The following is a 12,642-nucleotide window of genomic DNA, read 5'->3' as shown; positions in this document are numbered from 1 at the left end:
TCTGTTCTGTATAAGATAGGGTTTCGAATCGATTTGGAGGGTACAGTATGACAAAGAAAATTCTTGTAGTAGATGATGAAACATCAATTGTTACCTTACTTCAATATAATTTGGAGCAAGCTGGCTTTGTAGTTGAAACAGCATTTGATGGGGAAGAAGGTTACAATGCTGTTCTTGAGAGAAAACCAGATCTAATTGTCCTTGACTTAATGCTTCCAAAAATGGATGGCATGGAAGTGTGTAAAGCGTTGCGTCTTCAAAAGATTAATACTCCTATCATTATGTTAACAGCAAAAGATGACGAATTTGATAAAGTGTTAGGGCTAGAGTTAGGTGCTGATGACTATATGACTAAACCGTTCAGTCCTAGAGAAGTGACAGCTCGCGTGAAAGCTGTTTTAAGAAGAACTACAACCGTAGCTATAGAAAAGACTCAAGAAAACCAAGATAAATCTTTTGAGTTTGGCCCATTACGTGTTTATCCGGAACGCTTTGAAGTGTTTTTATTAGAAAAATCATTGGAATTCACTCCAAAAGAATTTGAATTACTTGTATTTTTAATGGAAAATAAAAATCGTGTGGTAACACGTGATCAATTATTGAATGCTGTGTGGAATTATGATTTTGCAGGAGATACGCGAATTGTCGATGTTCACATTAGTCATTTGCGAGAAAAAATTGAAGACAATAGCCGAAAACCAATATTTATTAAAACTATTCGAGGTCTTGGCTATAAATTTGAGGAGCCGAAAGTGGTATGAAATCACTTCAAGGAAGATTAGTTATAACCTTTACGTTAATAGTGGGATGTGTTTTAGCTGGCTTAGGTATCATATTAAGTCAGTTTTTCCCTGTTTATGTAGAGAATTCTTTGCAATTAAATTCCATTGCAAAGTCAGAAGAAATTATGTTAATTTTCGAGAATTCAAATGTCATTTTAGATGGTACATATAAAGATGAAATTATTGAAGTTCTTTCCAATGATAATACAGGTAGCAATTTTTATGATTTACATAATCAACTTTGGAAGGTAATGTTAATTGTTTTATCTAGTGCATTAATCGCCATGATAATCCTCTCGTATCATTTTACAAAACGTTATGCACAACCAATCGACAACGTTACGGAAATTGCCATAGAGCTAGCTAAGGGGAACTATCGAGCACGTGCTTATGAGGATGATACGTCAAGTACTGCCGAACTAAGTACCTCTATAAATGTGCTCGCCCGAAATCTACAAGAATTGTTTAAGGTCCGTGAAATGGAACAGGAACGTCTAAACACTCTCATTGAAAACATGGGGAGTGCTTTAATGATGATCGACAGAAATGGACAAATTAGTATTGTAAACAAAGCCTTTATCAATCAGTTTGAATTTAGTGTGGATGATATTCAAGATGAACTATTTAAAAGTGTTGGGTTACCAGAGGAGTTCGAAAAGTTTATAGATGATGTATTTTTAATGGAATCACCTTCGCGTAAGCAAATAGCACTTGAAATACAACAAGAAATTCGTCATAAGGAAGTTTACGGAGCACCAGTAATAGGTGAACATGGAAGATGGTTAGGTGTAGTAATCGTCATGCATGATATTTCAGACTTAATACGTCTCGAACAAATTAGAAAAGATTTCGTAGCCAATGTATCTCATGAACTGCGTACACCAATCACATCTATTAAAGGATTTTCTGAGACTTTAATTGATGGGGCAATGAAAGATGAGAAGATTTTGTTATCCTTTTTAGAAATTATCTATAAAGAAAGTAATCGATTGCAAATGTTAATTGAAGATTTACTCGAACTTTCAAAAATTGAGCAACATGGATTCTCCGTAGAGTTTTCCAGAACTAGTCTACTTGAAGTTATGTCGCGTGCAGCAGAAATGACAAGGCCGAGATTAGAAATAAAAAACATGAATTACATATCCAGAATGAAGCGAGATGTTTTAGTTGATGGAGACATGAACCGTTTAATTCAAGTAGTAATGAATTTACTAACAAATGCGATTACCTATTCTCATGAGAACAGTTCTGTGTATTTATCACTTCATGAAAGCGATACACACGGAATTATCATAATACGAGATGAAGGAATTGGTATGGACAAGAAAGAAATTCCTCGTATATTTGAACGTTTTTATCGAATAGACCGGGCGAGAAGTCGTAATTCGGGTGGTACTGGACTTGGACTTGCAATTGTTAAACATTTAATAGAAGCACATAATGGACGGATTATTGTTGAAAGTGAGCCTGGTAAAGGTACAGAATTTAGAATTTTACTACCTAAACATCAAAATTAACATATTATACACATGTTCTTCATGAAACGTTCATAGTACCTTGTTAAGATATGTAAGACCCCCAATAACATATTAAGATAAACCAGGCAAGTGCGGAGGGCACTGAAAAAGTCCTCAAAAAGATTTCATAGCGAGTAAGTGAACAATATGTCGTTCACTTACTCGCTTTTTATATGGAACCCGTTGATTTCCGTTCCAGGCGGACGCGTTCCGCCGGCATGGCTTCAGCCGCTTCCTTCGCTACTCTCAGTCCAGGGTCTTCAGCTCATGCTATTCCGGCAGGAGTCGCCGCCTTCCACTACAGTCAACTAGTGTATGTCTACATCAAAAAAATTCTTCTATCTAATAAAACACATATTGCGTTAAGTAATGAGCGAATCATTATAGCGGCAGTCATCACTTCAGGTGAAAAAAATGATGGCAAGTACTTACAAGAATTGATTGAAAAAAGTAAACAAGCAGGTATGGACGTAGACACGGTTATTGGAGATACAGCTTATTCAGAGAAAGCGAATATTGACTATACAAAAGAAGAACAAATTAGACTTGTTTCCAAGTTGAATCCCGATCATTGCAACGAATTCTAATTTTAGTGACAATCAATTGAATCGTGAGCGATACAAAGCTAGTAGGAATACTTCTTCTACACTATTTCTAAAAAGAGAAATCCTACTTGCTCAAAATACCAGTATTTCAGTGTTCATGATTCAAACCACTGTATTTTTCTATTATTTATATGTCCAGTAACTTTCTGCACTCCCTTCTTTTTAAGTTGTATTTTCTTTTATGATCAATTCGAAAACATTTACTTGATTGAAGCGGAAGGCGGCGGAAAACATCTGCTCCTGCATCGCTGCGCCCGCCCGATGGAAAGCGTCCGCCTGGAGCGGAAATTAGCGGTATCATACTAGAACCTACTCCTTAACATACCGGGAATACTGGATTCATGGCTCAATAAATTTAAATACTTTCTTACATGTGAAAAAGAGTCCCATTCTTGGACTCTTTTTTCTTTTGCGCGTAATATGCATCATGTGTTTGTCATAAAGTGTTGAATTGTTGAGCAGGAATAAATTACAAACTCAAGTTTCTGAAACCTTTTGAACCAACCAACCGTAAAGACAACTAGAGTTATAGAAAAAGGGGGATACATAGATGAGTGTCAAACGCTTAGTCGCGACGATAACTTTATCAATTTTAGGAGTCATTGCACTTTTTGCAGTATTTACATCGTGGTATACAGTTGACGAATCAGAGCAAGCAGTCATCATTACATTTGGTAAAGCAGAAGAACCGATCTTAGAATCAGGTTTGCATTTTAAACTACCTTGGCCAATGCAAAAAGTAGAAATATTATCAAAAGAGACATTTAGTTTACAGTTTGGTTATAAACAATCTGCAGACGGTGAGATTGTGTCTTTCGATAACGAAACTAAAATGATTACAGGTGATGAAAACATTGTATTAACGGATTTAGTAGTACAATGGAAAATCACTGATCCAGGAAAGTTTTTATTTAATGCGGAAGCTCCGGAAGAAATATTGCATGATGCAACTTCTGCATCTATTCGATCAATAATCGGTAGCTCACTAATAGATGAAGCGTTAACATCGGGAAAAGCTGATATAGAAGCTCAAACGAGAGATTTGCTTGCAACACTTATTGAAAAATATGATATTGGTATTTCCATTTTAGGAGTCAAACTTCAAGATGTGGAATTGCCGAATGCAGAAGTTCGATCAGCTTTTACTGCAGTAACAGACGCTCGTGAAACAAAAAACACCAAAACAAATGAAGCGAATAAATATCTAAACCAACGTGAGAGTGAAGCAATCGGGGAAGTTTCAGCGATTAACTCTCGTGCTGAAGGTCAACGTACAGCTCGTATTGAACAGGCTCTAGGTGAAGTGGCCGTATTCAATAAACTATATGCTGAATATAGAAATAATCAAGAAATTACGAGACAACGACTAGTGATTGAAACACTTGAAGCAGTCTTGCCAAATGCTCAAATTTACATCATGAATGATACTGGTGAAACGGTTAAGTATTTACCTTTACAGCAAACTTTAAAAGTTCCACCAGTAACGACTGAGGAAGGAGGTAACAATTAATGGATTCTAAAAATCAAAACCCATTTGAAAAAATCGAACAAAAACTAAATGAACAATTTAATAAAAAAACAAATGTTCCAAAAACGAACGAACCAGTGGATATAAAGAAACATTTTAAGAAAATTATTGTAGCGACAATAATTTTTGCCATTCTCGTTATAGGTTTTGCTAATGTCTATGTGGTGAAAGAGAGCGAATATAAAGTGGTACGTCAATTTGGTGAAGTTGTAGTAATTCGAGATGAACCTGGTCTTTATATCAAAGTTCCTTTCCTACAAAGTGTTACAACCTTGCCTCGTTTCCTAATGACCTACAACGTGTCAGAGGCAGAGATCAACACTAAGGATAAAAAGCGAATTATTATCGATAGTTATTCCGTATGGAGCATCACAAATCCAAAAGATATGATTTCTAATGCAGGAACACTATTAAACGCTGAAGCACGTATGGAAGAATTTATTTACTCTGTTGTTCGAACTGAACTTGGACAGCTAAACTATGATGAAATAATAAATGATGAAGATACATCTAGGGGAAGTTTAAATGATCAAGTAACAGCAAGAGTAAATGAGTTATTGACAAAAGATAACTATGGAATCAAAGTAGTTGATGTTCGAATGAAACGTACAGATCTTCCACCGGAAAATGAACAATCAGTATACACACGAATGATTTCAGAGCGCCAATCAATTGCACAAAAGTATTTATCTGAAGGTGATGCAGATAAACGTACAATCGAAGCTGCAACAGATCGAAAAGTACAAGAAATGCTTGCTATAGCTAAAAAAGAAGCAGCTATCATAACGGCTGATGGAGAAGCGGAAGCTGCTAAAATTTATAATCAATCTTTCTCAAAAGATCCTGAGTTCTATGCTTTATATCGAACATTAGAATCTTATAAGACAACGATTGGTGAAGATACCATGATAATTTTACCTTCTGACTCGCCTTACGCAAGAATTCTATCAGGATATATAGAATAGTAGGTTAAAATGGTGCAACACCTAGTATGCCGTTAATAGATAAGTTTGTATTAAGAAAAAAGAAGTTAATCACCAATGTTAATAAGGTGATTAACTTCTTTTTGTTGTTTTAATGAGTGGTTGAAAGAAAACAGATCAATTTAAACGGTAATAAAAACTCTCTATTTTCATGTGAGTTGAACAAGAGCTAACGAGTATTTAACCGTTTATTTAACTTAATTAAAGCTTTATTTACTTCAACTTTTAGTTGTTGTTCTGATATTTCGAATGAAGTCTCATGTCCAGGAAGACACTCGTGCCAGTAACAATCTGTTGATTCAAATACCCCATTCAGAATTTCAAATAAAGTTTCGCCCATTCTATCGTCCGATTCTTTAAACTTTTTAAGATATTGTGCTTGAAATTCATCTGCAGAAATTTTCTCTTCTAATAAATCTACCATCAATTTCTTGTATTTGTCTACGTTCATTGTTATCCCTCTCAATTGGTGAAATAAAGAATAGTATAGCATTTCTTTTAAGCTACCTACTGTTTTAGTTGAACAAGAAACTGGCTGATTAGATCGCTGAACTGGAATGTATCACGCATACACAACAGGTTGACATAACACCAGTTGTCGGAATTTTCCCTCTTTATCCGAGTAATAAATAAACATATTTGAATGGTATTCAAATATGTTTACAAATGATTGAAGTGGAAGGCCGCGACTCCTGCGGAAAGCGTCCGCATGTCTCTGTTAATGTTTCTACATCGCTGAGCTAGATTCGAAACATAATAGTGCGTTGCAACGGAAATCACCTATACTAGTCCATAAGCTAAGAAATAATAAATTGACTTTTTCAGTGGTCCCCAAATGAATCAATTGAATTCTACTTTGGAAAAAAACCATTGAATAGCGATAATTAAGTAATTGTATAGCCACCTTAATATTGTGGAAGGATGTATGTAAAAACATATGAGGTGATAGTTTTGAAAAGACTAATGATGATACTTATTAGTAGCTTAAGTATCATGATCTTTCTAGCAGGTTGTAATGAAGTAGAGAGTGCACCAAAAGTCCAAGTAAATCAAATAATGGACGTTTCTCAATATAGCAAGATTACATCTGATGAGCTAACCGATAAATTAGGTGAGCCTCTGAGAAAAGATGATTGGATACAAAAGAGTAATAATGGTCAGAAGTATCTTGCAACATCTTTCAACTATGAAGTTGACGACTATCCACTCGAAATAATCGTCATTGACAATGCAGTTGTAAGAATAAATATCCTTACTTCCGAAAATGCAGAAAATCGATTTATTATCGATGTAAATAAAGATATTTTTGCCCTTTCTGGAATTAAAACAAATGTAAATATGAAAACTTTAGTGGAGGACACTGTTACTTTGAGGTATTCATTAGACAATGGTACAGTCAGTGAAGTTTTGGCTAACCTTGAAGGAAAAGAAGTAAGCTTTTTAAGAGTGACATTTAACTCTTCTTACTTTTAATGAACTATAGTTATGAATACCTCAGAGACGACATTTTCTTTTCTTCTAATAAACATGGTAAAATGACGGGAGATGACGTTTTTCATAGAGGAGTTGGAAATTTTTGAGCAAAAACAAAATATTATTACTTGATGGAAATAGTTTAGCGTACCGAGCATTTTTCGCGCTCCCTTTGCTAACAAATGAACATGGAATACATACAAATTCCGTTTACGGTTTTACAATGATGTTACAAAAAATATTAGACGACGAACAACCAACTCATATGCTTGTTGCTTTTGATGCTGGCAAAACCACATTCCGTCACACAACATTCGGAGAGTATAAGGGGGGGCGTCAAAAAACGCCATCAGAACTTTCTGAGCAGTTCCCATACTTACGGAAGCTTTTAGAGGCTTACCAAATCCCTCAGTACGAACTCGAGATGTATGAAGCCGATGATATTATTGGAACGCTAAGTAAACAAGCTGAGGCACTGGGTGAAAAAGTCATAATAGTCTCTGGAGATAAAGACTTGACTCAACTCTCTTCGGAAACCACTACAGTTTATATTACCCGAAAAGGTATTACTGATATGGAAAAATATACACCTGCCCATATACAAGAGAAATATGGATTAACACCTAATCAAATTATTGATATGAAAGGTTTAATGGGTGACGCTTCTGATAATATACCAGGAATACCTGGTGTTGGTGAGAAAACAGCAATCAAATTACTCCTTGAGCATCACTCGGTGGATGGCGTATACGAAGGCCTCGATCGTGTAAGTGGAGTGAAACTAAAAGAAAAACTTGTGGCCAATGAAGAGCAAGCTAAGATGAGTAAGGTGCTAGCAACAATTGAAACCAAGGCACCAATTACGATTGATTTAGATTATCTTGCATATAGTGGACCAGATATGGATGAAGTGATTAAGATATGGCAAGAACTTTCGTTTAAATCACTGCTTGAAAAGACATCTTACGCTCAAGAAGAAAAGCCTCCATCAGAAATCAAGTTTACAACTCTAACAGAGATTACAGATAAACATTTATCCGACGAAATGGCTGTGCATTTAGAATTATATGATGAACAATACCATACAGCAGATATGTTGGGTATTGCCTTAGTGGATGAAAAGAACGCCTATTTTATAAAAGTGGATGATGCATTTGCTAGTGAACCTTTCCGCAAATGGTTAGCCGACGATACAAAGAAAAAACGACTGGTCGACTCTAAAACAGCTCTTGCTGCCTTTCGACGAAATGACATCTTGCTCGATGGTGTTGAATTTGACTTTGTCTTAGCTGCCTATATCGTAAATCCAGCGATTACTTCTGATGACGTTGCTGTATTATCACGCACATTTGGCTACAGTGATGTATTCACCAATGAACATGTGTATGGCAAAGGCGCAAAAAAATCAGTTCCTGTTGATGCCGAGCTTGCTGAACATGTAGTAAGGAAAGCAATGGCTGTTTGGAATCTACGTTCCGTAATGGATGACAAGCTGAAAGAAAATGAACAATATGAACTCTATCAAGATTTAGAGTTACCGTTAGCAACCATTTTAGGGAAAATGGAATCTGATGGTGTAAAAGTAGATCGCCAAACACTTGTTGATATTGGTGAAGACTTAGCTGGAAAATTGACTGAGATTGAACAAAAGATATATCATGCTGCTGGAGAGAAGTTTAATATTAATTCACCAAAACAACTGGGTATAATTTTATTTGAAAAACTAGGACTTCCGCCGCAGAAAAAAACGAAAACGGGCTATTCAACAGCTGCAGACGTTTTAGAAAAACTAGAAGGTAAACACGAAGTTATTTCACATATTCTTCTATTCCGTCAATTAGGTAAATTGCAGTCTACGTATATTGAAGGGCTATTAAAAGAAATTCATAAAGATGATGAAAAAATTCATACCAGATACCAACAATCACTCACACAAACGGGTCGTTTAAGTTCTACAAATCCAAATCTACAAAATATCCCAATAAGATTAGAAGAAGGCCGAAAAATTCGTAAAGCATTTGTACCTTCTCAACCAGGTTGGGTTTTGTTTGCTGCTGATTATTCACAAATTGAATTACGTGTCTTAGCGCATATGTCAGATGATGAAGAATTAATCCATGCTTTCCAAAATGATTTAGATATTCATACAAAAACAGCAATGGACGTCTTTCATGTGGAAGCTGATGCTGTCACTTCAGACATGCGACGTGCAGCTAAAGCGGTAAACTTTGGAATTGTTTATGGAATAAGTGATTATGGTTTGTCACAGAACTTATCTATTACTCGTAAAGAAGCGGCAGAATTTATCGATCGTTATTTAAAGAGTTTCCCAGGTGTTAAAGGGTATATGGATGATATTGTTCAAGATGCAAAACAAAAAGGTTATGTTACAACAATTTTAAATAGACGAAGATACTTGCCTGACATCACTAGTTCGAACTTTAACTTAAAGAGTTTTGCTGAACGTACTGCAATGAACACACCTATTCAAGGAAGCGCAGCAGATATTATTAAAAAAGCAATGATTGATATGGCGAAACGTTTAGAGACAGAAAACTTGCAAACAAAAATGCTTCTTCAAGTTCACGATGAGTTGATTTTTGAAGCACCGCCAGAGGAAATTGCCATATTAGAAAAAATTGTACCTGAAGTGATGGAACATGCAATCGAACTGAAAGTACCTTTAAAAGTGGATTTCGCTTATGGGGCAACTTGGTTTGATACGAAGTAAGGGGGCAAAACTGTGCCTGAATTACCAGAAGTCGAGGGGGTTGTAAACTCCCTCAAACCTGTAGCTACTGGAAAGACAATTAAACTTGTTACGATTTCTTCTGTATTAGAAACGTCTCGTCAAGCAGGGAAACAAGCTATCATAAAAGGAACCGAACTCATACATTTCAAGGAAGCACTAGAAGATGCGAAAATTATTCAAATTGTAAGGCGATCTAAATATATTTACTTTTACCTTGAAAAAGATCAACAAAGTATTTTATTGGTAACACATTTAGGAATGACTGGTGCTTGGTTTTATGTTCACGAAACTCACGAAATTTCTGAAGAGAAATATAGAAAACATATACATGTCATATTTAAATTAAATGACGATATGCTATTGGTTTATACGGATATTAGACGATTTGGTGAAATGCGTTTACTTCAATCAGAAGAACAATTTCCCCCATTATTATTAATGGCTCCTGAACCTTTTGATGAACCTGCATTGAATAATTTTCTAGATATGGCAAATCTTCCGAAATACCAAAATAAATCTATTAAAGAAACTATTATGGATGGGCAAGTGATTTCTGGATGTGGCAATATATATGCTACGGAAGCTTTATATAATATGCATATTCACCCAGCGAGAAAAGTGAAGCGTATTAGCCAAAAACGCCTTATAGCACTTTTTCATAAAGTAGTAGATGTGCTAAATGAAAGTATTTTAGCAGGAGGCAGCTCTATCTCAGACTATCGAAACATCAACGGCGAAGCGGGTGGTATGCAAGATCGCTTGCAAATGTACGGTAAGAAACAATGTCCGGTCTGTAGTATCCCGACAAAACAACTTGTACTTGGGGGACGAAACTCTTGGTATTGTCCTTCATGTCAAAAATAAAAGGATGATCAGTAGATGATTATTGGCTTAACAGGAAGTATAGCGAGTGGTAAAAGTACAATTTCAGCTATGTTAAAAGAAATGGGTTTTCCAATCATTGATGCAGATTTGGTTGCACGATCAGTCGTTGAACCCGGGACTAAAACTTTACAAGAGATTGAGCGAGTATTTGGACATGAAGTGATTAATTCTGACGGAACTTTGAATCGAGAGTCTCTGGGCAATCTTATTTTTCATAACCCCAAAATAAGGAAACAATTAAATGAATTGATACATCCGGCTATCCGTACTGAAATGTTACGAATGCGTGATGAAATTTTGCAAAGTGGAGAAAAGGATATGGTAATGGATATCCCCTTACTGTTTGAAAGTAAACTCCAACATTTTGTGGATAAAATACTGGTGGTTTCAGTTACTGAGGAAATACAACTCCAACGACTAATGAAACGGAATTCATTATCAATAGAAGAAGCAAAATCTAGAATACAGACACAATTGCCAATTTCAGAAAAAGAAAAAGGTGCAGATGCCATCATTTATAATAATGAATCTATCCAGAAGTCAAAGGATCAATTAATGCGTATACTAGAAGAGTGGGACGTTTAATGTCCCGATTTCTGAAAAATAGAACATTTCTATATCCCGTTTTTCTGAAAAAAATGTGCTATACTAATTAAAGGATTTTGTGCAACAGTATAACATATTTGTAGGAGGATTTTTTATGACAGCTTCTATAGCAATTAATGGTTTTGGTCGTATAGGGCGTATGGTTTTTCGACAGGCAATTCTTCAAGATGATCTAAACGTAGTGGCAATTAATGCAACTTATCCACCAGAAACGCTAGCACATTTAATTAAGTATGACACAAATCACGGAGCATTTTATGGGGATGTTGTTGTCGAAGAGAAGGCTTTAATCGTAAATGGTAAGCGCATTCAACTAGTGAACGATCGTGACCCGTTGAAGTTACCATGGAAAGAAATGAACATTGATATTGTCATTGAAGCAACTGGGAAATTTAATGAACGTGAAAGAGCTGCACTACATTTACAAGCAGGTGCCAAGAAGGTTATTTTAACAGCACCTGGAAAAAATGAAGACGTTACGATTGTTATGGGAGTAAATGAAGATCAATTAAACATTAATGAACATGATGTTATTTCGAATTCAAGTTGTACAACTAACTGTTTAGCACCAGTAGCTAAAGTGTTGAATGATACATTTGGCATTGATAATGGTTTAATGACAACAGTACATTCATATACTAATGATCAAAATAATCTTGATAATCCACATAAAGATTTACGTCGTGCTAGAGCTTGCGCACTATCGATTATTCCTACTTCAACAGGAGCTGCAAAATCAATAGCAGAAGTTTTACCTGAGTTAAAAGGAAAGTTACATGGTCTCGCATTACGAGTACCTACACCAAACGTTTCATTAATTGACCTTGTCGTCGACTTGAACACTGATGTTACAGTGGAAGAAGTAAATGCAGCATTTATGGATGCTTCAAAAGGATCAATGAAAGGCATACTTGGGTTTACTACAGAACCATTAGTATCAGTTGATTTCAGCTCAAATCCACACTCTGCAATTATTGACGGTTTAACGACAATTGTAATGGGGAAACGTAAAGTAAAAGTTCTCGCTTGGTATGATAATGAATGGGGTTACTCAGCTCGAGTAGTAGATTTAACGAAAAAAGTTGGTTCTCTACTTTAAAGAATAGGTTTTCAAAAAACTCCTCTTTATTAGCTGCCACACTTCTTTAAAATGATTTTAAAACTCCTTACTGCCTTAAATTTAAAGCAGTAAGGAGTTTTTTTAGGTAGAAGAGAAAATAGATAATGGAGATTAACATTGACATTGAGGTGATACTCTCGCTTAACGGTTTTTCTCATGTTAGTTGACTTTTGATCATCTAATTATAGAAGTTTATAACTTATTTAATTGAAAAAGAAGAATTTCCAAGCTGGGTGAATGATTGTAGTGAAAGGCGATGCTCCAGCAGGAAAGCGAGTCCAAGTGAGACCCCGCAGGAGCTTGCGAGACCACTGAAAAAGTTTCTACAATCAAATAGAGCGAGCTTATTCTCAATTTTTATTGAGGATAGGCTCCTCTTTCTTTATATAGT

General features: G+C 35.6%; 10 protein-coding genes and 1 pseudogene. 10 read left to right on the top strand and 1 reads right to left on the bottom strand.

What is annotated here, in order from left to right:
- Window positions 1-47: 47 nt before the first annotated feature.
- The 5 genes and pseudogenes from B371_RS0119210 to hflC all read left to right on the top strand — a co-directional run bounded on the left by B371_RS0119210 (window position 48) and on the right by hflC (window position 5,397).
- The gene (locus B371_RS0119210) at window positions 48-761 is read left to right on the top strand and encodes a response regulator transcription factor (protein WP_019415951.1); all 714 of its coding nucleotides are present in this window, start codon (window positions 48-50) and stop codon (window positions 759-761) included.
- Complete coding sequence (gene pnpS, locus B371_RS0119205) at window positions 758-2,299, top strand: two-component system histidine kinase PnpS (RefSeq protein ID WP_019415950.1); 1,542 nt, start codon at window positions 758-760, stop codon at window positions 2,297-2,299. Before B371_RS0119210 ends, pnpS begins: the two co-directional genes overlap by 4 nt.
- A 347-nt stretch (window positions 2,300-2,646) precedes the next feature.
- Window positions 2,647-2,865 (top strand): annotated as a pseudogene (locus B371_RS23140) (transposase); the annotation flags it as partial.
- 589 nt (window positions 2,866-3,454) lie between these two features.
- Complete coding sequence (gene hflK / locus B371_RS0119195) at window positions 3,455-4,414, top strand: FtsH protease activity modulator HflK (RefSeq protein ID WP_019415948.1); 960 nt, start codon at window positions 3,455-3,457, stop codon at window positions 4,412-4,414.
- Entirely contained in the window at window positions 4,414-5,397 is a 984-nt protein-coding gene (hflC, locus tag B371_RS0119190; protein WP_019415947.1) for a protease modulator HflC, read from the top strand. The genes hflK and hflC overlap by 1 nt, the downstream gene beginning before the upstream one ends.
- 187 nt (window positions 5,398-5,584) lie before the next feature.
- On the opposite strand, the gene B371_RS0119185 is transcribed toward hflC, so the two are convergent.
- A complete protein-coding gene (locus B371_RS0119185; RefSeq protein ID WP_019415946.1) occupies window positions 5,585-5,866 on the bottom strand; it encodes a colicin immunity domain-containing protein in 282 nt (93 codons plus the stop codon).
- Window positions 5,867-6,366: 500 nt separating this feature from the next.
- Between B371_RS0119185 and B371_RS0119180 the strand changes: the two genes are divergently transcribed.
- The 5 genes from B371_RS0119180 to B371_RS0119160 all read left to right on the top strand — a co-directional run bounded on the left by B371_RS0119180 (window position 6,367) and on the right by B371_RS0119160 (window position 12,230).
- Window positions 6,367-6,888 (top strand): hypothetical protein, encoded by a 522-nt coding sequence (locus tag B371_RS0119180; RefSeq protein ID WP_019415945.1) that lies wholly within the window; start codon window positions 6,367-6,369, stop codon window positions 6,886-6,888.
- A gap of 103 nt (window positions 6,889-6,991) precedes the next feature.
- Window positions 6,992-9,619 (top strand): DNA polymerase I, encoded by a 2,628-nt coding sequence (gene polA / locus B371_RS0119175; RefSeq protein WP_019415944.1) that lies wholly within the window; start codon window positions 6,992-6,994, stop codon window positions 9,617-9,619.
- 12 nt (window positions 9,620-9,631) lie between these two features.
- Window positions 9,632-10,504 carry a bifunctional DNA-formamidopyrimidine glycosylase/DNA-(apurinic or apyrimidinic site) lyase gene (mutM, locus tag B371_RS0119170; protein WP_019415943.1) on the top strand — a complete coding sequence of 291 codons (873 nt, stop codon included), beginning with the start codon at window positions 9,632-9,634 and terminating at the stop codon, window positions 10,502-10,504.
- A 15-nt stretch (window positions 10,505-10,519) separates the two neighbouring features.
- Window positions 10,520-11,110 carry a dephospho-CoA kinase gene (gene coaE / locus B371_RS0119165; protein WP_019415942.1) on the top strand — a complete coding sequence of 197 codons (591 nt, stop codon included), beginning with the start codon at window positions 10,520-10,522 and terminating at the stop codon, window positions 11,108-11,110.
- Window positions 11,111-11,225: 115 nt separating this feature from the next.
- Window positions 11,226-12,230, top strand: a complete 1,005-nt coding sequence (locus B371_RS0119160) for a glyceraldehyde-3-phosphate dehydrogenase (protein WP_019415941.1) — start codon at window positions 11,226-11,228, stop codon at window positions 12,228-12,230.
- Window positions 12,231-12,642: the final 412 nt, after the last annotated feature.

Origin of the sequence: Paenisporosarcina sp. TG20 (assembly GCF_000286315.1) — a bacterium.
Lineage (GTDB): Bacteria > Bacillota > Bacilli > Bacillales_A > Planococcaceae > Paenisporosarcina.
This window is presented reverse-complemented; position numbering and strand designations above follow the sequence as displayed.

Bases quoted from the DNA above. Each gene is read 5' to 3' on its own strand.
- B371_RS0119210 (WP_019415951.1), top strand. From the start codon at position 48: ATGACAAAGAAAATTCTTGTAGTAGATGATGAAACATCAATTGTTACC.
- pnpS (WP_019415950.1), top strand. From the start codon at position 758: ATGAAATCACTTCAAGGAAGATTAGTTATAACCTTTACGTTAATAGTG.
- hflK (WP_019415948.1), top strand. From the start codon at position 3,455: ATGAGTGTCAAACGCTTAGTCGCGACGATAACTTTATCAATTTTAGGA.
- hflC (WP_019415947.1), top strand. From the start codon at position 4,414: ATGGATTCTAAAAATCAAAACCCATTTGAAAAAATCGAACAAAAACTA.
- B371_RS0119185 (WP_019415946.1), bottom strand. From the start codon at position 5,866: ATGAACGTAGACAAATACAAGAAATTGATGGTAGATTTATTAGAAGAG.
- coaE (WP_019415942.1), top strand. From the start codon at position 10,520: ATGATTATTGGCTTAACAGGAAGTATAGCGAGTGGTAAAAGTACAATT.
- B371_RS0119160 (WP_019415941.1), top strand. From the start codon at position 11,226: ATGACAGCTTCTATAGCAATTAATGGTTTTGGTCGTATAGGGCGTATG.